Annotated in this window: 24 protein-coding genes and 2 pseudogenes; 13 read left to right on the top strand and 13 right to left on the bottom strand. The window is 45.9% G+C overall.

All coding sequences use genetic code 11. The features are described from left to right. Together V6C93_RS33820 and V6C93_RS33815 are read right to left on the bottom strand one after the other, a co-directional pair. Positions 1–1,887 (bottom strand): ATP-binding protein (locus tag V6C93_RS33820; protein ID WP_333481079.1); only part of this gene is annotated, 1,887 nt, incomplete at its 3' end. A 101-nt stretch (positions 1,888–1,988) separates the two neighbouring features. Continuing rightward, positions 1,989–3,347, bottom strand: a complete 1,359-nt coding sequence (locus V6C93_RS33815) for an ATP-binding protein (protein WP_333481078.1) — start codon at positions 3,345–3,347, stop codon at positions 1,989–1,991. Between the two features lie 367 nt (positions 3,348–3,714). Here V6C93_RS33815 and V6C93_RS33810 point away from each other — a divergent pair, with 367 nt between their 5' ends. The 3 genes from V6C93_RS33810 to V6C93_RS33800 all read left to right on the top strand — a co-directional run bounded on the left by V6C93_RS33810 (position 3,715) and on the right by V6C93_RS33800 (position 4,968). Beyond that, the gene (locus V6C93_RS33810; RefSeq protein ID WP_333481077.1) at positions 3,715–3,900 is read left to right on the top strand and encodes a hypothetical protein; all 186 of its coding nucleotides are present in this window, start codon (positions 3,715–3,717) and stop codon (positions 3,898–3,900) included. A gap of 69 nt (positions 3,901–3,969) precedes the next feature. Then, positions 3,970–4,290 carry a hypothetical protein gene (locus V6C93_RS33805; RefSeq protein WP_333481076.1) on the top strand — a complete coding sequence of 107 codons (321 nt, stop codon included), beginning with the start codon at positions 3,970–3,972 and terminating at the stop codon, positions 4,288–4,290. Positions 4,291–4,515: 225 nt separating this feature from the next. After that, entirely contained in the window at positions 4,516–4,968 is a 453-nt protein-coding gene (locus V6C93_RS33800) for an Hsp20/alpha crystallin family protein (RefSeq protein WP_333481075.1), read from the top strand. A 249-nt stretch (positions 4,969–5,217) separates the two neighbouring features. On the opposite strand, the gene V6C93_RS33795 is transcribed toward V6C93_RS33800, so the two are convergent. The 3 genes and pseudogenes from V6C93_RS33795 to V6C93_RS33785 all read right to left on the bottom strand — a co-directional run bounded on the left by V6C93_RS33795 (position 5,218) and on the right by V6C93_RS33785 (position 7,878). Continuing rightward, positions 5,218–5,736 carry a type II toxin-antitoxin system VapC family toxin gene (locus V6C93_RS33795; protein WP_333481074.1) on the bottom strand — a complete coding sequence of 173 codons (519 nt, stop codon included), beginning with the start codon at positions 5,734–5,736 and terminating at the stop codon, positions 5,218–5,220. A gap of 8 nt (positions 5,737–5,744) precedes the next feature. Beyond that, positions 5,745–6,950: pseudogene (locus tag V6C93_RS33790) on the bottom strand (AAA family ATPase). Further along, positions 6,943–7,878, bottom strand: a complete 936-nt coding sequence (locus V6C93_RS33785) for a cobalamin-binding protein (RefSeq protein ID WP_333481071.1) — start codon at positions 7,876–7,878, stop codon at positions 6,943–6,945. The pseudogene V6C93_RS33790 and the gene V6C93_RS33785 overlap by 8 nt, the downstream one beginning before the upstream one ends. Positions 7,879–8,143: 265 nt before the next feature. Between V6C93_RS33785 and V6C93_RS33780 the strand changes: the two genes are divergently transcribed. The 3 genes from V6C93_RS33780 to rpsD all read left to right on the top strand — a co-directional run bounded on the left by V6C93_RS33780 (position 8,144) and on the right by rpsD (position 9,872). Then, complete coding sequence (locus tag V6C93_RS33780; protein WP_333481070.1) at positions 8,144–8,350, top strand: hypothetical protein; 207 nt, start codon at positions 8,144–8,146, stop codon at positions 8,348–8,350. 47 nt (positions 8,351–8,397) lie between these two features. Next, positions 8,398–9,123, top strand: coding sequence for a serine O-acetyltransferase (cysE, locus tag V6C93_RS33775; RefSeq protein ID WP_333481069.1), 726 nt, complete (start codon positions 8,398–8,400; stop codon positions 9,121–9,123). A 140-nt stretch (positions 9,124–9,263) separates the two neighbouring features. Continuing rightward, positions 9,264–9,872 (top strand): 30S ribosomal protein S4, encoded by a 609-nt coding sequence (gene rpsD / locus V6C93_RS33770; protein WP_333481068.1) that lies wholly within the window; start codon positions 9,264–9,266, stop codon positions 9,870–9,872. 125 nt (positions 9,873–9,997) lie between these two features. Here the strand turns inward: rpsD and moaA are convergent, their stop codons facing one another. From moaA to V6C93_RS33750, 4 genes and pseudogenes are all read right to left on the bottom strand, one after another. Then, positions 9,998–10,984: a GTP 3',8-cyclase MoaA gene (gene moaA, locus V6C93_RS33765; RefSeq protein ID WP_333481067.1), complete on the bottom strand. Its 987-nt coding sequence runs from the start codon at positions 10,982–10,984 to the stop codon at positions 9,998–10,000. Between the two features lie 199 nt (positions 10,985–11,183). Continuing rightward, the gene (locus tag V6C93_RS33760; protein ID WP_333481066.1) at positions 11,184–11,885 is read right to left on the bottom strand and encodes a Uma2 family endonuclease; all 702 of its coding nucleotides are present in this window, start codon (positions 11,883–11,885) and stop codon (positions 11,184–11,186) included. A 319-nt stretch (positions 11,886–12,204) separates the two neighbouring features. After that, a pseudogene (locus tag V6C93_RS33755) lies at positions 12,205–12,619 on the bottom strand (transposase); the annotation flags it as partial. A 707-nt stretch (positions 12,620–13,326) separates the two neighbouring features. After that, positions 13,327–13,866, bottom strand: a complete 540-nt coding sequence (locus tag V6C93_RS33750) for a Uma2 family endonuclease (protein WP_333481065.1) — start codon at positions 13,864–13,866, stop codon at positions 13,327–13,329. 145 nt (positions 13,867–14,011) lie between these two features. Between V6C93_RS33750 and V6C93_RS33745 the strand changes: the two genes are divergently transcribed. From V6C93_RS33745 to V6C93_RS33735, 3 genes are all read left to right on the top strand, one after another. Then, positions 14,012–15,031: an ABC transporter ATP-binding protein gene (locus tag V6C93_RS33745; RefSeq protein WP_333481064.1), complete on the top strand. Its 1,020-nt coding sequence runs from the start codon at positions 14,012–14,014 to the stop codon at positions 15,029–15,031. Between the two features lie 111 nt (positions 15,032–15,142). Next, the gene (locus tag V6C93_RS33740) at positions 15,143–16,036 is read left to right on the top strand and encodes an ABC transporter permease (protein ID WP_333481063.1); all 894 of its coding nucleotides are present in this window, start codon (positions 15,143–15,145) and stop codon (positions 16,034–16,036) included. Between the two features lie 39 nt (positions 16,037–16,075). Next, the gene (locus V6C93_RS33735; RefSeq protein ID WP_333481062.1) at positions 16,076–16,501 is read left to right on the top strand and encodes a hypothetical protein; all 426 of its coding nucleotides are present in this window, start codon (positions 16,076–16,078) and stop codon (positions 16,499–16,501) included. A gap of 96 nt (positions 16,502–16,597) precedes the next feature. Here the strand turns inward: V6C93_RS33735 and V6C93_RS33730 are convergent, their stop codons facing one another. Then, positions 16,598–17,032 (bottom strand): peroxiredoxin, encoded by a 435-nt coding sequence (locus V6C93_RS33730; RefSeq protein ID WP_333481061.1) that lies wholly within the window; start codon positions 17,030–17,032, stop codon positions 16,598–16,600. Positions 17,033–17,211: 179 nt separating this feature from the next. Here V6C93_RS33730 and V6C93_RS33725 point away from each other — a divergent pair, with 179 nt between their 5' ends. The 3 genes from V6C93_RS33725 (at position 17,212) to V6C93_RS33715 (ending at position 19,568) form a co-directional block, all read left to right on the top strand. Continuing rightward, positions 17,212–17,622, top strand: coding sequence for an Npun_F0494 family protein (locus tag V6C93_RS33725; protein ID WP_333481060.1), 411 nt, complete (start codon positions 17,212–17,214; stop codon positions 17,620–17,622). A 68-nt stretch (positions 17,623–17,690) separates the two neighbouring features. Then, positions 17,691–19,190, top strand: a complete 1,500-nt coding sequence (gene cobQ / locus V6C93_RS33720) for a cobyric acid synthase CobQ (protein ID WP_333481059.1) — start codon at positions 17,691–17,693, stop codon at positions 19,188–19,190. 138 nt (positions 19,191–19,328) lie between these two features. Continuing rightward, positions 19,329–19,568, top strand: coding sequence for a 2Fe-2S iron-sulfur cluster binding domain-containing protein (locus tag V6C93_RS33715; RefSeq protein WP_333481058.1), 240 nt, complete (start codon positions 19,329–19,331; stop codon positions 19,566–19,568). Positions 19,569–19,702: 134 nt separating this feature from the next. Here V6C93_RS33715 and V6C93_RS33710 read toward each other — a convergent pair whose 3' ends face one another. The 3 genes from V6C93_RS33710 to V6C93_RS33700 form a co-directional block, all read right to left on the bottom strand. Beyond that, entirely contained in the window at positions 19,703–20,935 is a 1,233-nt protein-coding gene (locus V6C93_RS33710; protein WP_333481057.1) for a serine hydrolase, read from the bottom strand. A gap of 46 nt (positions 20,936–20,981) precedes the next feature. Beyond that, positions 20,982–21,386: a hypothetical protein gene (locus V6C93_RS33705; protein WP_333481056.1), complete on the bottom strand. Its 405-nt coding sequence runs from the start codon at positions 21,384–21,386 to the stop codon at positions 20,982–20,984. An 84-nt stretch (positions 21,387–21,470) separates the two neighbouring features. Next, a complete protein-coding gene (locus V6C93_RS33700) occupies positions 21,471–22,070 on the bottom strand; it encodes a hypothetical protein (RefSeq protein ID WP_333481055.1) in 600 nt (199 codons plus the stop codon). A gap of 111 nt (positions 22,071–22,181) precedes the next feature. Here V6C93_RS33700 and V6C93_RS33695 point away from each other — a divergent pair. Next, positions 22,182–23,324: hydroxysqualene dehydroxylase (locus tag V6C93_RS33695; RefSeq protein WP_333481054.1), on the top strand; the 1,143-nt coding region annotated here is incomplete at its 3' end.

Genomic DNA, 23,324 nt, shown 5'->3' with positions numbered 1-23,324 from the left:
CTTCGCCAGAGATGTTCCTAAATCCCTTAACAAAGATTGCCCTAAATTACTGACCCAATTGGTGTAAACTCGCAAGACAATGGGAAGCACGTCGCGATCGCCAATTGCTCTTTGCTGGAGAGCGGGTATTAACCCCGCTGTAACCAGGGAGCTTTTCCCGACTCCTGAAGGCCCATGAATCACAGTGAGTTTACAATCCGTGCGACTAATGCGTTCAATCAAACGATTGATATCTTGCTCTCGACCCGAAGCAGCAATTTCCTGGGCAATTGTATCCAGGTTATCGACAGGCGCAAGGGTTGGGTTAAGGACTTGACATCGGGGCTGCAACTGACTCGCACCGATAAACGCCCGGAAACCATACTTGTACTCAATCTCACCTTGCTCTTGCTTAATCCAAAAGGATTCTAGATAACGACCTTGCTCAAAGTAGAGCGATCGCAACGTGCTTAATATCCGAATTGAGAGTGACGGGTCGTATTGAGGATTGCTCTCGATTTTAGCCGCTTCTAGAATTTTAATCGCGTTTTGAACTTGACCAAGATGCTGTTTAGATTGAGCCAGCAATAACCAATATAAATTTTGATAATGGTGTCGCGACCAACCACAATCGATATCTTGATGTTGTAAATCGCAGGCTAATTCTGACGATTCCGCATTGGTTTGTAGGGCAAGGTCAGCATAAAGTTCAGCAATTTTATAAGCTCGTTGAGAGAGTCCCAGTTCAGCCAGCAAACCATAACCATAAGCAAGCCGGATAGGTTCAGGATAAGTTTGGTGCAATTGAACAGCTAATTTGGCAACGGCTTCTAGCTTGTCCCATTCCTCTAACTTTCGCAGAACTCCACCCAAGGGATTGATGAATTTAGCCATTAAATCGGGGCGATTCCCCCGTTCAAAAACATCAATACACTGTTGAAAATAATCCCTAGCTTGACTACAAGCAAAACGATATTCAGCGCGATGCTGAGTCGCATAGCGACGCCACCACAAACCAAGATAAAAGAATAAACACCCGATGTGTTCAACCGATTTTGGATTATTCGATTGAGTGGGCGGGCACGGAGGCACCGCCCCTATGAATTCGGACTCCTGAATCCTGACTGAAAATGGGGGCACCGCCCCTACGAATTCGGACTCCTGACTTCTGAGTTGCTGTAGCCAAAACGCTAAACTTGTCTCATAGTATTGTCGAGACTTCTCCATCTGACCATTGGTATCCGCATCAAGACCCAGCAGAAATTGTAAATCTGCTTCTAACTCCGGCTCTAATGCTTCTTCCCGATGTTGCAAATCCCGAATAGCCGCCTCTAACTCTGAGCGACGACGGGAACCCATTTCTAGATTCAGATCGGTATTGTTGAGAAACTTACCAGACCCCGTTTTTAAAATTGCCGCAAAGACGGATTCTACACTTTGTTGCAGAGACTCGATTAATTCAGGGGTAGCAATTGTAAATCCAATGGGAGTGGCAGCCCAACTCGTGAAATCTGGAGCCACCCGGATGAATTTTTGTAGCACTTCATCGGTGACCCATAGTACCAGAGGGAAGGAGAAGTGTTTGCGAAATTCATCTCTAGCATAGTTACTAGCCCTGAGAATTCCATCCAGCTCGTTGACCCATTCCAATCCAGAGACAATCACAGCACTGGGTTGCTCATCACCCAGTGCGGCACGAACAGTTGTATAAAGAGTTCTGGCTTCGGGATGGAGAACAAATTCTTTGAACTCGTATGAGCAACGTTCTCGTAGCTGTTGCATCAATCGCTGCTGCAAGAATTGATAGTTGCAGCGGGCTAAAATCAGCGAAAACTGATCTTGAGAAAGTGCGATCGCTCGTGTCAGAGTTCTTAAGGAATCCTCATTTTTAGCATTGACATCTTCCATAAAGCAAGAAGTATGAAATATGAAGAAAGATTACCCATTTCCCATTACCCTAAAACCGGAATTTCCACCATAGGTACCGGAGAACCCTATGTTTTCATCCTTCACACTTCATCCTTCAGCTGGTTGGTTTCTGCTAATAGCGGATTAATCCTAAACCATCCCCCCTCTTCATCCTGATATTCAAAGACGAACATACTGCGTATCAGGGTTTGATATTCCTGCTCTCCTCTCACCATTCGCTTTTGTCCTACCTGTCGCAACAATTCCCACTCTTGGTCATCAATGGCTCGGATTAAAGCGTCGCGTTGTCTCCGAATAATGTCTTCCAAACAGTCACGGGGGAAGGGGGGGTCTTGTTGCTGAAGACAGCCATAGAATAGCGATAACAAATTTCGTGGATGACCCCCACTGACTCTGCAGAGACGGTCTAAGGTTTCAGGAGAATCAAACACCTCTGTGATCAGGTTTAATCGGTGCTGTGGTGCAGCCTCTGGGAACGCTCTCGCTAGCACCATTTGCCTCAACAGAGCTAGTCCTTCCTCACACTCGCTGCCATCGCGCGATCGCACCCGCACCATCGGCAACAATTTGGGGTCTACTCCAAAGCGATTTCTCAGCCTTCCCCAGTCATTGGAGAAAATTAATACCAAGGGAATCGTGTAGACGACATGGCAGTTCAGTTGTTTAAGCTGCTCTCCTCGGTCTACAAACAGATACTCTGGTTGTAGGTGACCTGTGGTTTTGGGCGAGTTATCGATCCGGTCGAGGCTATCAACAATCACCACTAAACCTGTTTTACCCTGCCGCTTCAGTTGTGCGATCGCAGGTTCTAACAACTCTTGATTAATGGTATCTAAAATTCCATCCGTGCGGGGCTCTAGATATTGCCGCAGCTGAGAGCGAAATTTGGGGCTATTTTTAGCTTTAGCTGAGATTTTGCCAAGACCAAAACCGATAGAGAGTTCTCCTTCCGTACTCGCCTTAATCTCCGCTAATCCCGGCACAGAAGCCTCTGCCGAAAGATCGATTTCAGTTTGCATTAGCTGTGTAACGCCTTGCAGTAAAGCTTTAAAGCCTCGCGGCTGTAGATAGACTTTAGCTTGCTCGAGACTTTCACTCACCTGACGAGCAATAGCCAGCAAAATATCAGTTACATCAACGTCCCCCATCACCAAGTCGGTGCTGGAGTCGAAGTAGACTACATGAAAGCCTTGCTGCTCTAAGTCCGTTTGCAATCGAAACAATTCGGTAGACTTGCCACAACCGATATGACCTGTAAATAGCTGGCAAGTTGGCTTATCCGGTGAAAGGCGTGTAATCGTTCGTCCCAACTCCCGAATAATATTGCCCCCTCGTACAGAAGAGAAATCGATGTAGTACTTCCGATCCTCAGCATTTTCCATCGATAGGGTCATGCTGGGATTACATGCCTTGTAAAATCTCTGTAGATCGAGTTTCATCCTTCCCCTCCCTGGCATCGCTTCTTTTATTTTCTACCGCCGCTATTCTAATCATTCCGTAAATCTTGAATCGAAGTGACCGCTACTAGGAGCATTCACAGTAATGGCGGTACTTGTATCAGGCCAGCGGTGCTTATGACTTCCAGCTATCTCTGAATAAGTTGGTTGGACGAGCGCTGATTTGGAAGGTTTCCCCGATAACGGTCAAAGTTTGGTCGTGTATTTCTTGATGGGTAAGGGAGCGTCGGGCGGTTAACAAAGGCTGACAGTATTAAATACCGCTCCGCTGGCTATTGCGATTCTGTTTTTGAGTACATTACAAGGGTTTGGGCACGATACTAAATCCCCTAAAAAGGACTTGTATGAAATGTCAAATATCGTCTCTACAGCTTGGCGATCGCATAGTGTCTTCAATGTAGAATGGCGCAATGACTTGCGATGTCGAAGGCGGTATGCTCTTCGACCATGCTTTCCTTCTCCTAACGGAGACGCTTCGCGAACGCAAACGCTTCGCGACCATCGCCTGCCGGAATTCAGGATAGGATACGGATAATCGTGTTCTGACTAGCAGGGAAATATTTTTTCGCACTTGCTAGCCATATCCCCAATTTAAATAATCCCGTTGACGAAAGTCTACAAAACTCCGCTTCTGATTTCCCATAACACCTTAGCTCAGCTCGAAGAACCCATGAAGTATGCTCTACGCTTCATCGCTCAGGTGCAGGTTCGGGGGAGAGATCAGAATGTGGGGGTGTTTGAGGTGTTTGAGGCTGATCCTCCTGCCCAAAAACAAGCCAAATTGGAAACGAAGCCGATTTTTGAAGCGGCTCTATTTCATTACTATCAAGGAGCGGTTGAGAAAGCCAAATCCCGTCTCAATCAGTGTTTACAAAAAAATCCCAGTGATGGCGTTGCTCAAATTTATCTGCAACGGTGTGCTTAACTACAGACTCATCATACACCGCGATCGCCCACCCCATCATCTTGTATCGAGTTAACCGAACCAAAATTATTCCAGTTTTCCGTACTTTTTACGAGCTTTAGCTTAGAGCGGTAATCCTGATTAACTTGGTAGTTAAAACCGAATTCAAAGAGCTTTTAATCTCAATACTATGAGAATCAAAGGCAAAGAGATCGAAACTAAATCAGTTAAATCGAGGTAACAGTCATGGCATTAGTTCGTTGGAATCCCTGGAGAGAAATCAGCACTCTGCAAAGCCAACTTGATCGCTTATTTGATGAGACTCTAGTACCCGCTACTAGTTTAGAGAGAGGCTTGCTAAGAGTTCCTCCTGCTGAGATGAAGGAAACAGAAGAGGCTATTCATCTGAAGCTAGAAGTTCCGGGACTGGAAGCTAAAGATTTAGATGTACAAGTCACGGAGAAGGCTGTTTCTATCAGCGGCGAGCGTAAGTCTGAAACCCAAGCAGAAGAGAACGGTAAAACCCGCAGCGAATTCTACTACGGTAAATTTGAGCGCGTGATTCCCTTACCAGCTCGGATTCAAAATACCAACGTAACGGCAGAATACAAAGACGGTATCCTGAATCTGACACTGCCCAAAACAGAGCAAGAAAAGAACAAGGTCGTCAAAGTTAACTTGGAGCAATCTGCTGTCTAATTTAATAGGGTAACTCTAAAAAAAGAGTTACCCTTAAGCTAAATCTTGAGTCCGGTTGCATAAGAGCAACCGGACTTTTTATGACCCATCAGTCGCAATGCGTTAAGGGAGAGATGAGAGCGATCAGCAAAGTGTCCCATGCTCATCAAATCAACTAGCTTAGAATCAGGGGCGGGGTTGTTCTTTGAGCGATTATGTAGTCTGCCCCAAGGAAAGATTCAAGAAACTTAAAAGTCAAAAATCGCTATTCTATCCACTTCTCCTGCGCTTAAGACGTGAAAGTGGGGGAGCTGGTTCGTATGATTTGAGCCCACCATCACCTGTAAGAATTTCCACTTGGGAACCCAATTTGCCGTAGTATTCAGCTACCGCCTTAATAGTGGCATCACCGATAGAAATCTTTTGCACTGCAAGCTTAGGCCATTCCTCCGCTAATTTTTTCAACCCTTCTGCTTCCCAAAGCTTCGACTGATGAGTGAAAGCCGTCCAAGGTGTTTTTTCATCAGCAACTTTCTCCATAATTTCAGCTAAAGCTTGAGCCATTTCATATCGCTTTGAGCTGGCTTGCGCAATGTGATTACCCGTTTCGATAATGACCGCTAAAGGCAGTACAAAGGTTGTAGATTCTTTTTCTTCTTTTTGCAAAAGCTTATCAGCTCGCTTCTTATCCCGCTTATTCTTATCGCTTCCACAAGTATCTTTTCCAGGAACTCCCAAGTAGACACATAAAATCGAGGTGTCGATAATTAGAACTTTTCCTTTTTTCATCTCTGGAATTACTTGTTAGAGGAAAGACTCCTTTCAATAGCAGCCTTGGTTGTGAGCCTTCCCAAGGAACCAGATGCCATTAACTTTGGAAAATTATCAATATCTTCTAGAAGTGTAAGCTTACTTTATCCTGTTTCCGAATCCCTATGTACCACAACCACAAAAGGAATCATCTCTGGATCTAACGCATCTAGCAAAGCTGGGTTATGGGTAGTAACTAATACATCAATTTTTCTCTGCTCGCCGATTTCTTTCAGCATTGTCAAAAGTAAGTCTGCACGAGAGGGATGAAGCCCATTGTCTACCTCTTCAATTACCAGTTGACTTCCTTCTGGTCGGGTGAGAAGTGCTGTAAGAATTGCTAAAAAACGCAGGGTTCCGTCTGACATGCCCCTGGCATCAATCTCTATGTTTTCTCCAGGTTTCCATTGTTCCTGGCAGTAAAGCATTGCGTCTGTGCGAAACCTTCCAACTGATTCCGCCCATACTCTCTGAATATCTCGTTCTGGTAAATCCTTTATGTAAGTAGAGACACTTGATTCAAACTCAGCTTTCTGCTCATCCGACAATGCTGCTATCACACCAGCGATATTGGAAGCGTCAGTTTCAAGCTTATCAGAAAGCGGTGAATAGTCCCGCATTTTAGTAGGGATTGGGTTTAATATAAAAATATTTTCAAGAGATTGGGTAATTTCATTAACACCTTGATGTAAAATTGCATCAAGGTTGTATAAATTTCCAATGTAACTCAATATTGAATTTGTTCGCCTAAAGCCTTCTTTATCATTAAAATAATCCGATTTAATTTTAAGTCCAGGGGATTCAGTCTCTGCTAAATTAGTTTCAAATAGGAGATGCTCAGAATCTAGAGATAAAAATTCATAATTGAGCTGAACAATAGGTATGGTTTGTACTTCAATTTTATAATGAGCATCCCTTTGACATTCTCTCTGAAACAACGCCTCTAATTGAAAGGACTCTTTTGATTTACGTGCAGCCCACTCTACACCACCTCGAATAGAGGGAAGAGTTGCCTCACCTGACAAAGCAGAGCGTAAATCTTTTCCTACTACTGCTCTTTGTAGAAAATCTAAAGCGTCAATTACATTAGATTTTCCACTGGCATTCGTACCGATGAGAACAGTCAGTGGGTCGATCGGTAGCTCCGCATAACGGAAACTTTTCCAGTTTTCGAGAACTAGTTTCTTAAGCATTATCGATTATAAAGTCCTCCCAGCCAGTACCTCTGTATCCAAAATCAAAGCTATCTGGATGCAAAATCTCTGCTAAGATTTCCAGCGAGTCAACTAGCCTTGGCCCTGGTCTATTGAAATAAGCATTCCCATCAGTAATGAACACTGTACCCATGCGAACGGCTTGCAAACTAGACCACTCCGGATGCTGTTCGAGTAACTGAGTTTCCTTGCGGGTACGTTCTAAATCAAAGCCGCAGGGCATGATAATAATGACTTCTGGGTCAGCTCTGAGTAAGGTGTCCCATTCTAGGTAAGGGGAATGCTGGCCTGGAACGCTTAGTAACGGTAGGCCTCCTGCTAATTCTACTAATTCTGGAATCCAATTGCCGCTCGACATTAGGGGGTCTGTCCACTCAAGGGCAACCACACTAGGTCGTTTAGAAAGTCCTTGTACCTTTTCCTTACAAGCTTCGACGCGAGAATGCAATTGAGCGAGTAGGGGTTGCGATTCTATTCCTAAGGTCGTACCCACTCGTTCAATATCTGCCCAAACATCACTCAGTACTTGTGGCTGCAAGGAAATTATCTGAGGTTGACTATGAGTCAGTTCAGCAACCGCTTTCTCGACTTCAGCAAAGTTGACAGCGCAAACATCACATTGGTCTTGGGTAACAATGTGGGTTGGTTTCAATTCTTCTAGAACATCAAGTTTGATGTTGTAAATGCTCAGTGCTTTTTGCACCAAATCGCGGACATCAGCATCAATTTGGGCACTCGGTTTTTCCGAGTTTAATTGTGCCTCAGTGCAAACAGGTCGGTTTTGAATTTCTGCGGGATAGTCACATTCGTGCGATCGCCCCACGATCGCATCCGTTAATCCTAACGCTGCCACAATCTCTGTGGCACTGGGAAGTAGAGAAACAATTCTCAAATTTGAAGAAGTCATAGCTAAGAGCGCTGCTGTGAATTCCGCTACACACAAGATTCAGCGTACTTGATTATTGATCCATCAGGCGATCGCTACAGGCATAGTAGCCGGAGATTCCATGATGGCGACCGCAGGTGGCACAGTGTCAAAGGCGATCGCTGTTCCCAATTAGACTGCTCAATCCTTCGTCTTGCTTTTTCCAAACGATATGTGATATTGTCTCGTTGTTCACAAACTACATAATTCCGGTTGATTTAGTGTGGATTAAAATAAGGAAATTTCCATGAGCGAGGCAGATTTGGGCAAATTAGCCTGTCGGCACTGCCGATATTACCGACCAGAAGGACGCCGAGGCGGATACTGCCAGCGGCTTTGTGGAGGAGTACGGGGCATTTGGCCTGCTTGCTCCTTGGCTGTCACACCCTTTGCACCCTCTTGGGAAGTACCGGAAAACAGCACAAGGATACAGCCACAACTGTTATATAAGTAACTGTTTTTTTCAGTTATCTCTAATAATCGCCGCTACCTAAACGGAGTATGCTACTCACTGAATTGCGAACTATCTATGAGCGTGACCCCGCAGCACGCAACTGGCTGGAAGTATTGTTTTGCTATCCGGGAGTGCAAGCACTTCTGTTTCATCGGGTAGCACATCGGCTTTACAGTATCGGTATTCCTTTTGTCCCTCGCTTCATTTCTCACATAAGTCGCTTTTTTACGGGAATTGAGATTCATCCCGGAGCCAAAATTGGTAAAGGTGTCTTTATCGATCACGGGATGGGGGTAGTGATTGGCGAAACCGCAATTGTCGGGGATGGGACACTGATTTATCAAGGAGCGACTCTGGGTGGTACGGGTAAGGAAACGGGCAAACGCCACCCCACCTTAGGAAAAAATGTCATCGTGGGAGCAGGTGCGAAGGTGTTGGGCAATATTCAACTTGGCGACAATGTTCGTATTGGTGCAGGGTCAGTGGTATTGCGAGATGTACCCTCTAATCGCACTGTTGTGGGAATTCCCGGTCGCATTGCCCATCCCTCCAGAGAGGCCGTGGATTTCCTCAACCGCGAAAACCTACCGGATGTCGAAGCTCAAGTGATTCGAGTCTTATTTGACCGGATTAAATCCTTGGAGATGCAAATTGAGAGTTTGAAGGCTCAATCAGCTTCGCCCTTAGCTCCGGAAAGAGCCGAATATTCCCATCATTTATTAACTGATACCGATCACTTCATTGAAGAGTTTTTAGATGGCGCTGGGATTTAATATTATAGAAATGTCTGAGTGACTCTGCTAGGAGCAAGCGACTTAGGATAAAACGGTCATAATAACATGCGTTAAACCTCCGAAAGGTGTATAATTATAGTTTTGGGTATACTTAGTCAGGACACAAAAGAGGAAATCATATGTCGCGATATCGAGGCCCGCGTTTGCGGGTCGTGCGCCGTCTAGGCGATCTGCCGGGTTTGACTCGCAAAACGCCCCGTCGCGCCTACCCACCGGGTCAGCATGGTCAAGCTCGCAGAAAGCGCTCCGAATATGCGATTCGACTGGAAGAAAAGCAGAAGCTCCGCTTTAACTATGGCATTTCGGAAAAGCAGTTGCTGCGTTATGTTCGTAAAGCGCGTCGGGCAACAGGTTCAACGGGTCAATCCTTGCTGCAAATGTTGGAAATGCGGTTGGATAACACCGTCTTTCGCATGGGAATGGGTGGTACGATCCCTGCTGCTCGCCAGCTAGTGAATCACGGTCATGTGACGGTTAATGGTCGGGTGGTCAATATTGCCAGCTATCAGTGCCGTCCAGGAGATGTTATTGGTGTCAAAAACACCGAACGCTCTAAGCGCTTAGCCCAACAGAACTTAGAATATCCTGGCTTGGCAAACCTACCCAGCCATTTAGAGTTTGACAAAAACAATCTCACAGGTAAGGTCAATGGTGTCATTGATCGTGAGTGGGTAGCGCTGCAAATTAACGAACTGCTGGTGGTTGAGTTCTACTCACGTAAAGCCTAATAGGGTTGAAGGTTAAAAGGTTGAATGTTGAAGGTTTTTTGGTGTTGAAAGTTGAAGGAATGGAATGTCGAAATTTCATCCCGAATCACCTTCAACCTGTAAACCTTCAACCTACAACCCAATTACTATCCTCCGATTTGCGACATGGTACGGGTGTAAGCACCTGGAGTTCCAGAGTCTCGTTGCTTGAAGTTAATCTCTGGTTTAATCATGAGCAAATGCCTGACTTGCGCCCTGAGGTCAACGGGATCGACTCCGCTGCGAAGGGCGGTTTTTAGGTCGATCTGATTCGATTCATTGAGCAGACAAGGGCGTAACCAACCGTCAGCAGAAAGGCGCATTCGGTTGCAGCGATCGCAAAAACATTCTGACATCTGACTGATAAATCCTAGAGTTCCCAAAGCACCGGGAATCTGGAAAACATCAGCGGGACCATTACCACGAACGTTTGATTCTGTCAATCCCAACACCTCGCGAATGCGCTGCCGCAATTCTTCAGATGGCACCCAAGCGCGTTCACCAAAGAGTTTGTCATTGCCAATCGGCATAAACTCAATAAACCGGACGTGCCAGTTACGGTCAAGCGTTAAGGCAGCTAAATCTAAGACTTCTTGGTCATTAACTCCCGGAATGACTACAACATTTAGCTTTAGGGGGTCAAAACCGACGCGGTGGGCAGTTTGAATCCCTTGCCAAGTTTTTTGCCAGCGCGATCGCCCGCGATTACCGATAATTTTGTCAAAGGTTTCTGAGTTGAGGGAGTCAAGGCTGATATTGATGCGCCGCAACCCCGCGTCATAAAGGTTTTGTGCCATGCCTGCGAGCAAAAAAGCATTGGTGGTCATAGCGAGGTCTTGGGTTTGGGGAAGAGATGCGATCGCGCTCACCAAATCCACAACACCGGGACGCAGCAAGGGTTCGCCCCCCGTGAGGCGAAACTTTCTAAATCCCACAGGGATGAAGACTTCTTGGAGTAACGTTAGCAGCTCCTCATTCGTCAGCAATTCTTGCCGTAGGATATAGTCAAGCTCTGCTCCCTCCGGCATACAGTACTGACATCGGAAGTTACAACGGTCAATGAGGCTGATACGGAGATAATCTACCTGGTTCATATTTGCTGTTAAGGGAGCTCGTCTGTCAACCTTCTGGGATTGGAAACACTAACTTTATTATCGAAAATTCCTCTTGCTCATGGCCTCAATCTGTGTATTGATTATGCCTAAGAAAACAGATCAATTATGGTTATGAGTCGGTCGGCATTAATACTTGCGATCGCCCAAAGGGCACCAGCAACGCTGATCGCATCGCTTCTTAGAGACTATCGGGATCGATATTCAATTCCCGCAATTTCGCCGCTAATCGCTCAGCACGCTGGGCTTCTTGTTCGGCACGCTGGGCTTCTTGTTCAGCGCGTTGGGCTTCTTGTTCGGCACGTTGGGCTGCTAATTCCCGTTGTTCCTCCAATTCCAAATAGGAGAGGAACTTTTGTTCATCGGGTCGATATAACTCTAAACCTGATTCTGTCAGTTCAAATCGAACTCCTAAGCGAGGGCTAACCCATCCTGACATCGGTTCGATTACTTCTAATAATCCTTCAATTCGCTGCCAACCCGTTAATTCTTTGTCATCTGGATCGTAGAGGTAATATTCTTCTACTCCGTAACGATTATAGAAGGCTAGTTTTTTAGCCATTTTTGTCTGGTTATCGCTGTAGGAGCGGATTTCAAAGACGACTTGCGGGGGAATATTATTTTCTTTCCATTGCAGGTAGGAACGCCTATCTCCTTTCGGTCTGCCAAAGACTACCATCGTATCAGGGGCTTGGCAAATTCTGTTATTGCCTTCAACGGGATACCAAAGTAAGTCACCTGCAATGAATACATTGGGGTCATCTTTAAACAGAGCATCACAACCTCCCTTGATTGTGGTAATCCATTGGTATTGAATTGTGCTGTCTGCCATTGGTTGCTCGTCGCTGGAGGGATAGACGATTTCTTCTGTAGTGATTTTCATAATATTCAAACACAAAAGTTGTCTACTTGATCATGCGCTGTTGTGCTGCTGGCGATGGATATCTACCAACTTCTATTAAAGCCTGTCGCTCTAAAATCCGGTCTTCGTTGTTAAACTCTAGAATTCGTGTTGTTACTTCCCCAATGTCTGTAATTGGATGTAGTCATGAGTTTACTCTTTCTTTAGTTACTAGATGCGATCGCGAGTTGCAGGACTAGGCTACTTGAAATAATTGTCCTACAGTCTTAGGCTCTGGCAAAGGTTTACCTTCTTCAAGAGTTGTCTCAATTAGAAGCTCTAGAACACCGATATGAGATCAGGAATGCTCAACTGCCACTCGCTCACGGAGTTTCGCCCGCCCTTGAGGAGTCAACTGACGTTCGCGTAACTCTTGCAATAAGCGCTCATCAGCATGAATCGAGACGCTACGTCCACGCGTACAGAAGAGTGCAACGCTCACGTAGCGGACAACTAGCACAAGCTTCCGGGGGGAAATGTACTACACCACCGACTGAGAAAGGAACACTCACCTGATTGGGGCAGCAAATAGTTCCTTGTTGCCAATCCAAGACGAAAGCTGTTTTTGGGAAGCGCTTGCCGTTACGAACTGGCCAAGCTTTACAGTAGATTATTAAGTCGTCGGAGCGCTCTTTGACCAAGCAACTGCTGAGATAGGCGCGGTCGATTTGCAGTTCGGCAAGTTTAGCCTTTTGGACTTGCAAATCGGACGCGATCGCCAGCTTCTAGCTGCCCTCATTTTTCTCTCATCACAATGAATTAGCCCTGCTTGCGGAGGGGGTCTGGGGGACGCGCCTCGTCCCCCAGTGGGGGGTTTGGGGGGAACCCCCCCAATCTGGGTTTTTCCCAAATAACAATCACTTTTCCTTAAGTCAGTGCCATTCTATGCTAAAACTGAATGCGATCGCACCTCAGGGTGATTGGAATCATCGATTCGAGATTATCTGATAGAAATTCAAGACCTGAATTTGAAGGAGAACAAAACCTCTTACTACATCAAATCAGATGAATGGCAACCGTTGATTGACAGCATCCTAGAGGCGAAAATGCGGACGGAAAGATTCATTTTTTATAGCTCAATACTGTGACGTACGCGCCTTGATAAACTTGCAAAATACGGATAAAAATATTTCACTCGCTTACTGTACTATTTCAATCTTAATCTTATGGCGTTTTTTAGAAATGTTTTACTACGTTAGAGCTGATTGGCTCTCCCCTATGCTCAGAAATTGTTTGGAGGAAGCTGGGTGGTATGCGATCTTTTGTAGGTTGCAGTTGGCTGAGAGTGTTACAAAGTGAGGTGTATTTAGTGTTTGTAAGATGTCGTGTTGCTGTCTCTAGTGGCTCATCATTCCTTGTTTCTGAAACACGTTAAAATTACCGCCAGAAGCACCTACCTTCTCCCCTATCCCATTGGTTAGCCTCAAGCCAACAACTCATTAACCGCCACACTAAAACCCAGCAATACCTTTTGAGTGCTAACCACTTCACTAGCTGTAAACCCTACTATCTGACTTTGAGTTATCACCAAAACTAAACGACTCTCAGGAAACACTAACCATACTTCCTCGCAACCCGACTGTAAATATTCCTGCGCTTTGAGAAACACGTCCTCAGCAATATCAGTGGGAGAAACTATCTCCGCAATTAGCGGAAAACTCTGTGGCAATATATCTGCCTTGCCAAACTGTGCGACTAGTTCAGGCGTAAGATAGGCAACATCCGGACGCCTTCCTTGCTTATTAGTACGGCAAGGTACGTCAGTATAAACTTTGCCCTCTTGTCCACTGGAGATTGTGTAACTTTTCCAGTAAAAGCCCAGATTAATCTGAATTTCACTATGCTGTAACGTCATGCCATTTTTCTCTCTCAGTTGCCCATCCACCCATTCCATGTGTTCTGGGAGATTGAGCATACAGTCTTCCCCAGAGAAATTTTCTGATACAACAGCAGTAGTCACCATCGCTATCTACTCTCCTTTACAGTCCTGATTCAGAGGGACGGGTCTGATGCCAGATTAGCGCTTCACGCCCTAAGGCAGGTAACCCCCTAAAATGGAAAGAAAGAGTGTTTAGATTTGTGTAGCCTATCCAGGCATAGGAATAGTTATGGCTGCCGTTGTTTTAGTCCAAAATCTGCAAAAGCGCTACGGCGATGTCGAAGCCGTCAAAGATATCTCCTTTAAAGTAGAACCCGGTGAATTGTTTGGGTTACTCGGCCCCAATGGTTCAGGGAAAACCACCACCATTCGCTGTCTGTGTACCTTGAGTACACCCGACGCGGGTAAAATTGAGGTTTCTGGTATCTCCGTCATTGACAACCCAAGGGCAGCACGACGACGCCTCGGTTATGTTGCTCAGGAAGTCGCCCTCGATAAGATGCTCACAGGGCGAGAACTTTTACAACTGCAAGCGGCACTGTATCACCTCCCCGGTAGTGTTGCCAAAAAGCGGATTGCGGAAGTGATAACGCTGTTGGGCTTAGAGGAATATGCGGATAAAAAGACTGGCACCTACTCTGGAGGACTAAAAAGACGCCTCGATTTAGCAGCAGGTTTGTTACATCAACCGGAAGTTTTGGTATTAGATGAACCAACTGTTGGGTTAGATATTGAAAGCCGTTATGTGGTTTGGGATTTATTGCGTAAGCTGCGAGAAGCGGGAACCACGGTTGTAATTACTAGCCACTATTTAGATGAGATTGACGCCTTGGCGGATCGAGTAGCCATTATCGATCGCGGTATTGTGATTGCCGAGGGGACACCTTCTCAGTTGAAGGATCGAGTAGGAGGCGATCGCATTACCCTGCGTATCCGCGAGTTCTCCCCGATTGAAGAAGCCGAAAAAGCCAAAGATATGCTTCAAACTCTACCCTTTGTGCAAGAGATTATTATTAACAGTGCTCAGGGTAACTCCCTCAACTTGGTTGTGAAACCCCAAAGTGATGCTTTAATGACCATTCAGCAATCCTTGAAGGACGTGGGTTTACCCACATTTGGAATTGCTCAGTCACGACCCAGTTTAGATGATGTTTACCTCGCTGCTACGGGTAGAACCTTAATGGATGCCGAACTCGCCGCCGCTGGGACACGCGATCCCAAAGCAGAGAAAAAACAAAATATGCGGTAGGTTAACTATCTCTGCTGTGGGACAGGCATCCTGCCTGTCTGGGTAAAAATAGCAGGCAAGATGCCTGCTCCACACAAGACAATCAAATTCCTTTGAAACATAAAAAATAAGATGAGCGGAACAATTACTCCTTCTAAATCAGAGATTAACTTACAACCCAACCTATCCAATCAAACCTTAATTAGCGATAATCCAGGTTTGGGTGAATTTATCCAAGAAACTTTAGCGCTGACCAAACGTCTATTCATTCAATTACAGCGGCGTCCTTCTACCTTAGTTGCCGGAATTGTCCAGCCTTTAATGTGGCTCATTCTGTTTGGAGCTTTGTTTCAAAATGCGCCGCAAGACCTGTTTGGAGAGGGTCTTTCTTACGGTAAATTTCTGGGTGCGGGGGTATTAGTTTTTACCGTCTTCGCGGGCGCACTGAATGCTGGATTACCCGTAATGTTTGACCGAGAATTTGGTTTCTTGAATCGCTTACTCGTAGCCCCTCTAGCCTCTCGGTTCTCTATTGTTGCCGCCAATGCCATCTATATTATTGCTCTGAGTTTGATTCAGGCGGTGGCAATTATTATCACTTGCGCCTTCTTAGGAGCAGGTTTTCCTACTCCAGTGGGTTTGGCGGTGATTACTCTGATTATCCTCCTGCTGGTTGTAGGAGTTACGGCGTTGAGTTTGGGACTAGCGTTTGCCCTACCCGGACACATTGAACTCCTAGCGGTAATTTTTGTAACCAACTTGCCTTTGTTGTTTGCCAGTACGGCTCTTGCACCTCTATCCTTTATGCCAGGATGGTTGCAAATTGTAGCAAGCCTCAATCCTCTGAGTTATGCGATCGAACCGATTCGTTATCTTTATAACCACAGCGATTGGTCACTCGGTAGTATTGTGATACAAGCACCGTGGGCGTCTATTTCCTTCGGTGCAGCCCTTCTAGTTCTGTTGGCTTTTGATGCTGTGATTTTACTCGCTATTCAGCCTTTACTGCGCCGTCGCATTTCTTGAATGTCATTATTGAATAAGCATACTTTGCCCTATCCTGCCATGAAAATAAGTGACCAGTTAGTTTCAGCATTCGCCTCAACGCAGCTAGCTCGAATGGCTTTTGGCGTAGGCATTTCAACACTAGCGATCGCGATCGCATCCACTATCCTCCCTCAAACCGCGTCTGCTCAAACCGCTCCAGGCGTCACACCCGGTAGTGTTCAACCGTTCCCAGATTCGTCTCGGCAAAACGAGAGAGACACATTTGGTGGAAACCTTGGTGGTGGTGACTTGAGCATCTTTAACCTGATTCACCGAGCTCAGTTGGGGAATGGTAGTTTCGATGAGCAAGAACAGACTCGAACCCTAAATAATGCGGCTGAAGAGTTCAAGCGGAAACAACGGGCACTAATCGGTAACCCACAACCGCAACTCCCAGAGAATCCCAGCACCAACGTTCAGCCAGAAAGCCCTCAGGGGAATTAATCGATGGCTTTAAATATCTAAAAGTAGGGGTATGGCTGAACGTACCCCTACTTTTTTTATCAACTGATTCTAAAGGTTAGTTCGGGTTTTGCTCAATTAGCCCATTGCTGCCAGGATATCTTGGGCATGGCTGCCTGTATTTACCTTCTCATCGACGTAGCTAATTTTGCCATTGGCGTCAATGATGTAGGTAACGCGCTTGGCATAACCCCCTCCATCGACATCGTAAGCCGTAGTAATGGTGCCATCTGTATCCGCTAGCAACTGGAAAGGCAGACCATATTTTTCTTGAAATTGCTTATGGGAGGCTTCATTGTCCCTGCTGACACCGAGTACGACCATGTCTTTTCCTTGGTATTCGGCGTAGTTGTCCCGGAAACTTTGCGCTTGTTTGGTGCAACCTGGAGTGTCATCTTTGGGATAAAAATATAACACTACAGTTTTACCAGCTAAATCGGACAGGGAAATGGTATTGCCATCGCTGTCTTTGGCGGTAAAGGCTGGAGCATCCATACCAACTTGTAAAGCCATCTTTTTTCTATCCTGTTGGTCTAAAGTAAACGTCCAACTCTAAATATTACAATAGATTACAATTTACCAATAAAAGAGCTGTACTGGTTAGAACCGATTGGGCGGGATACGATAGAAACCGCTTAATATAGAAAAACCTAACCAGCAGTCAGCATGGTGTTAATTTAGCAACCGTTGCGATGACTTCACTTCAACCTTTAGCTACTCAGTCAATTCAATATTCTGCCAGCACGCTCAAACGTGCAGAACGAGCTATTCGATGTTTACCCTTCCAGTTACCTTTATTGGCAGCGATGCGATCGCACAGTGTTCCCTTACAAGCGATCGCAGGACAAGGAGGTGTTGAAAATCGTTACACAAAACAACCCATGTCAGAGTTAGCAATCGAGAGTGGATTATTGTGGTTGATTCAAGTCGGTATTTTACGGCGAGAAGTCGATGGTCAGGGCATCACGGATAGTTTTCGCTTAACACCGTTAGGGCGTCATTTAGTCGAACGATGGGAGAATCAAGGCGGAACCTTACCTCCCCCATCCTTTTTAGATCGGCTTTATAATGCGGTGAGTCGATGGCTCAGACTGCCCTTTTAATAAACGCTTCAACAGGTGGCGTCTACATTTTCGCAAAAGCCTAATACAACCAGCTTCTAACCCTAAGTATGAAAGCCATTATGGTCGTGGGTACAACCTCCCACGCAGGAAAATCTTTAATTGCAACGGCTCTATGTCGCATTCTCTCGCGGCGCGGTTGGCGCGTAACCCCCTTTAAAGGGCAGAATATGGCGCTCAATGCCTATGTCACGCCTAATGGAGGAGAAATTGGACACGCACAGGCGGTACAAGCCTGGGCCGCAGGGGTCATGCCCTGTGTGGAAATGAATCCCATATTACTCAAGCCGCAAGGGGATATGACCTCTCAGGTCATTCTCATGGGTAAAACCGTGGGTAGAGTCGGTGCGGCGGATTACTACGAGCAGTATTTTACTCAAGGCTGGCAGGCGATCGAAGAATCCCTGCGGCGTCTGGGCAGTGAATTTGATTTAGTGGTGTGCGAAGGGGCTGGTAGTCCTGCGGAGATTAATCTGAAGCACCGCGACTTGACAAATATGCGAGTGGCGATGCATTTAAATGCTCCCACTCTGCTCGTCGTTGATATTGACCGAGGCGGGGCTTTTGCTCATGTCGTCGGCACTCTGGAACTGCTAGAACCTGAGGAACGCGCCTTAATTAAAGGTGTGGTGATTAATAAGTTTAGGGGTCAGCGATCGCTTTTGGACTCCGGCATCACCTGGTTGGAAGAACGCACGGGTATTCCCGTTGTGGGTGTGATTCCCTGGATGGAGCATTTATTCCCTGCTGAAGATTCCCTGGATCTGCTGGAACGTAACTTCCAAAAAAAGGCGAATAGCGAAATTACCATTGCAGTCATCCGGCTGCCTCGAATTTCTAATTTTACAGATTTTGACCCACTAGAATCCGAACCCAGTGTTACCGTAAAATACATCAGCCCATCCCAATCCTTGGGACATCCTGATGCGGTGATTCTCCCAGGCACTAAAACCACCATTGCTGACTTGCTAGTCCTGCAAAAAACGGGCATGGCGACAGCCATTCAAGAGTATGCTGCCGCAGGAGGTACAGTATTGGGGATTTGTGGGGGTTTCCAAATGTTGGGCAAAATGCTTGCCGATCCGGAGGGAATAGAGGGACAAGAGGGACGTTATCAAGGGTTAAGTCTGTTACCGTTAAAAACGGTCATTGCTGGGAATAAAGTGGCGCGTCAACGGATTGTAACATCAAACTATCCTCAAGTGGGTTTACCCGTTGGAGGTTACGAAATTCATCAAGGACGGTCTCGATTGATAGAGTCAGAGGAAGGAAATAAACAGTCATCTTGTAAACCTTTATTTGATGACCCTGGCTTAGGCATTGTTGACATTCACCAATCGGTTTGGGGTAGTTATCTGCACGGTCTTTTTGATAATGGCCCTTGGCGACGTGCCTGGTTGAATTACCTACGACAACAACGGGGATTACCCTCTCTTCCTACAGGTGTTGCAAATTACCGTGAACAACGAGAAGCCATGTTAAACCTACTGGCGGATACGGTAGAAGCCCATTTAGATTTAAGCGCGATTTTACCCTCTCAGAGAGGCTAATTCCGAAGGATGAAGTGTAAAGTATGAAGGATGGCGCAGGATGTTATTTATTAGACTCTCCTACGACAATGCTTAATCCATACATACTTTGTACTTCAGCTTTTTTGATGAAAATTCCTAGCTAAAAAATCACCCAGAATGAGTATTAATATTCGATTTTTGCCGGACAATGTAACAGTTGATGCCGAAGTGGGAGAGCCTATGCTGCAAGTGGCTGAACGAGCTGGTATCTTCATCCCCACAGGGTGCCTGATGGGAACTTGTCATGCCTGTGAGGTGGAAATGGATGATGGAGAGGCTATTTGTGCTTGCATTACAGCAGTACCCACAGGTCGTCAAGAGTTAACCATTAATCTCTATTTTGACCCCAATTGGTAGGTTTTTTGCTGGATTTATAGCTGTTAGCAGTCAGCTCTGAGTTCTGATCTCTTTTGCTTTCTTGGGAAATCCAGTAAAAAACCTTCTGCCTCCTGCCTTCTTCCTTCTGCTATAACCTAAAAAGGTTTCGCGCTCTACTTCAAAATCTCAAGAACACCACCATACAAACTCATAAAGCCGGCTTCATCCAATGCCTTGTCCTGATTCCAGGTAGCAGCAACACAATAGCGTTTTCCAGACTTCGCTAAAAGCCAAGTCGTTAAGTTCAAAACTCCAGGTTCAGAACCTCCCTTGAATGCTACGCGCTGCCAATCTTTTGCCCTGGCAACACCAGGATTGATACTCATCAGTGGCAAGTCAGAAACTTTGTCAATCAGACTGCATAGTTCTTGAGCCGTAAAGAACCATTCTACATCGAGAGCTTTTGGGCTTGACCCAATAGCCGTTAACTCTGGTGGGGGAAGTTTATTTACCTCATCTAGCACGGTTCTACGCTGTGCTTCATTACCAGCACGGTAGCGCTTGAGCAAAGCTTCGTTCTGGTCACTTTTGAGTAAGAATAGCTCACGGGTCGTTAAAAACGGGCGATTCCGTAACGCAACGGCTTCAATTGGCGCTTTACCCATCCAGTAAATCAGACTATCTGTAGCCGTGTTATCACTCTGGGAAATCATCAATGCGGCTAACGTTTCTACTGTCAGCCGTGAACCATCAGGCCAGTTCTGTAAAATCCCAGAAGGTAGGCTTTTCCAATTCGGTTGAAGTTCAACTACATCAGACCACGATCGCTTCCCTGAAGCAATCTCTCCTTTGAGAGCTTCTAGAACTGCCAGTTTGAACGCGGAACCAACCGCCAGCGGTGTTGTAGCATTTAACGCTGCTCGTTCTTGATTGTCCTCTAGAACCAGCAGACTAACCTTACCAGGTAGCGTTTTGAACTGTGCGATCGCTTCATTGAGACTGCTGAGTTTAGCACGAGGAGCCTCGAAAAGCAGCCCACTAATCCGACCGCTAGCATCGAGAACAATTTTCGTGGGAACTGAACCGCGATCAAAGATAATCAAGTAATCTTCGCCGACCTCTTGCACACCTTGATAAGCGCCCAACGCAGTTTTGAGGCTCTCGATAACCTCTTGGGTAGAGACAGGAATTTGAGCTAAAAATGTGGGAGTAAACCAATCCGTCTGAATCTGTTTGCTAGTAAATAATCGCTCGATCGCCGCTTTAGGTGTCATCGCTTGAGTTGGTGGCTGCACTTGCGCCAAACGTAATTCTGCGGTTTGTCCTAGCAACACTATGTTACCAGAAATAATTACTAATACTGCTGTTAATAATAGGGTTATAAATAGCCGGATTAAACTCTGCATATATTTTATGGCATAAAAGTTGCGAACGCCTATGTTTGGGTGACTTTCACTCTATATAGGTTAGTGTCCAACTTTGAGGCTGCTTGAGTTGCTTGAACATCCCTTGAAGACTTAACCATATAGCCGTGCGAGTTCTAATGTAATGTTGCGATAGATAGTATCCAGGAGCCGCTTCTATTCCTTCAAACTGTTGACCGATAGGATTTGTTGATTCGCAGTACTTGCCTGCACCGACTACTGTTAGAATAACGGGCTTACCGGGAGGAGATTTCTCGCGATCGAGCTGAAAAATTGCATACACTTGATGCCGACCTAAGAATGGCTCAACAATGACTTTGACGGCATGGACACTGGTAGTAGCATGGTTAGCCGGCAAATATCCTACTCCGCTACACCAATCCTCAAGGGGCGGCTCTAATAGATGGGTGATGGAAGCCAATCCTACTGACATTAGTAAAAGCCCTAAGAAGATAAGTTTACGTTTCTGCAAGTTCCACCTCTACTAATTCAGAAATACTACTGCTGAAGTAAAGAGCTAATCAGTTAAGCAACGAGAATTAGTTTTTTCTTTATGATGCACACAATTTTTACCTGTCTTAGCAGAAGCATTAACTAAAACATTTTTGTAGATACACAGAAGGTTTTCAAGGTGGTCTCCACTTAATTGGTTGAATGGTACAGGGAATTGCTCGACAGACATAACTTCTCCATCCTTGACATCGAAACCCATAGCGCGAGCACCAACAGTGACACCAGCGTGAAGATGAACTTCCTTAATATCGCAGCCCTGATATTTAGCTATGCGGAGAGCAATATCATAAGCAGCTAAGTAACCAAAGCCTTTAACTTGATTGCCAACGGACTTAACGAACTGGTGAATCGTGTTGAAGTTGTCAAAATTGGTTTCAGAGAGCGTTTCAAAACGAGCTAGTGCTATTTCAGCCGCTTTGGCCAATCGTTCGCGGCCTACTAGAGATTGATGACTATGAACTTTTCCTTGCTTGTCTTCACTAAGGAAAGCCTTCTTGATAGCACTACTTAAGTTGTCTGCTTGGCAAAACCAAGCATAGTAATTTTCTTGGTGAGGGTAAACAGTCACTTTGTAGTCGTTGAAGATATCTGTTAAGGTCTTCATTGCTTAATTTCCTTGTACTGATACGAACAAAAGAATTTTTTGTTTGGATAATTCTCAACCGAAGTTGCTTCTATCATGGCATCCTGAAAAAAGACACTCACGAGGTAAAGGATGTCCGAAGCGTCAGAACAAAAGCGCGTAGTCGTTGTTGGTGCAGGTTGGGCTGGATTAGGAGCAACCTACCACTTAGCGAAACAGGGCTACGACGTTACCCTCCTGGAAGCTAGCCCCTATCCCGGTGGTTTAGTGGCAGGCTGGAAAACGCCTGGTGGACGTTCCGTGGAGGGAGGGATTCATGGCTTCTGGTATCCCTATAGCAATATCTTTTCCCTGGTTCGAGAGTTGGGACTCAATCCTTTCACCCCATTTACTCGTTCCTCCCAATATTCACCCGCAGGGTTGGAAGTGGAATCACCCATTTTCCAAAATGAACCGCGACTCCCCACCCCACTAGGAACCTTTCTCTACACTCAGTTCCAGCGATTACCTCTAATTGATCGCCTTTCTGCCTTACCCTTACTCTATGCTGTCGTCGATTTTGACAACTCGGATGAAGCATGGCAACGCTATGACAAAGTAACCGCCCGTGAATTGTTCAAGCAGTTTGGCGTGTCCGCCCGACTGTATCAAGATTCCTTCGAGCCGATGCTATTGGTAGGCTTATTTGCACCAGGGGAACAGTGTTCGGCAGCCGCAGCTTTAGGGATGCTTTACTACTTCATCCTCGCGCACCAACCCGACTTTGATGTGGTTTGGTGTCGAGGAACGGTTGGGGAGATGATATTTCAGCCTTGGGTGGAACGCATCGAGCAAGTTGGCGGCAAGGTACTGACAAATAAACGGGTAACTGACATCCTTCTGAACAGTAATGGACAGGCACGAGGAGTTGTCTGCGATCATGAAGTCTTCCAGGCAGATGCGGTGATTTTTGCCGTTAGCGTCAGTGGAATGAAAAAGATAGTTAACAGTAGCCCTGCGCTGCAAAATTACCGCGAATTCCGAGATTTAACGAATCTAGGGGCAATTGATGTACTGGCAACGCGGTTGTGGTTTGATCGCAAAATAAATATCCGTCATCCCTCGAATGCTTGCTTTGGCTTTGACACCACAACGGGATGGACATTTTTTGACCTTAACGCATTGCAAGACGAATACCGCGATGAACCCGGCAGTGTGATTGAAGCGGACTTTTACCACGCCAACCAGTTACTACCCCTAAGTGATGAGCAAATTGTAGAGAAGGTTCAGCACGAT

The sequence above is a fragment of the Allocoleopsis sp. genome, from assembly GCF_036703385.1.
In the GTDB taxonomy this organism is placed as follows: Bacteria; Cyanobacteriota; Cyanobacteriia; order Cyanobacteriales; family Coleofasciculaceae; genus Allocoleopsis.
This window is presented reverse-complemented; position numbering and strand designations above follow the sequence as displayed.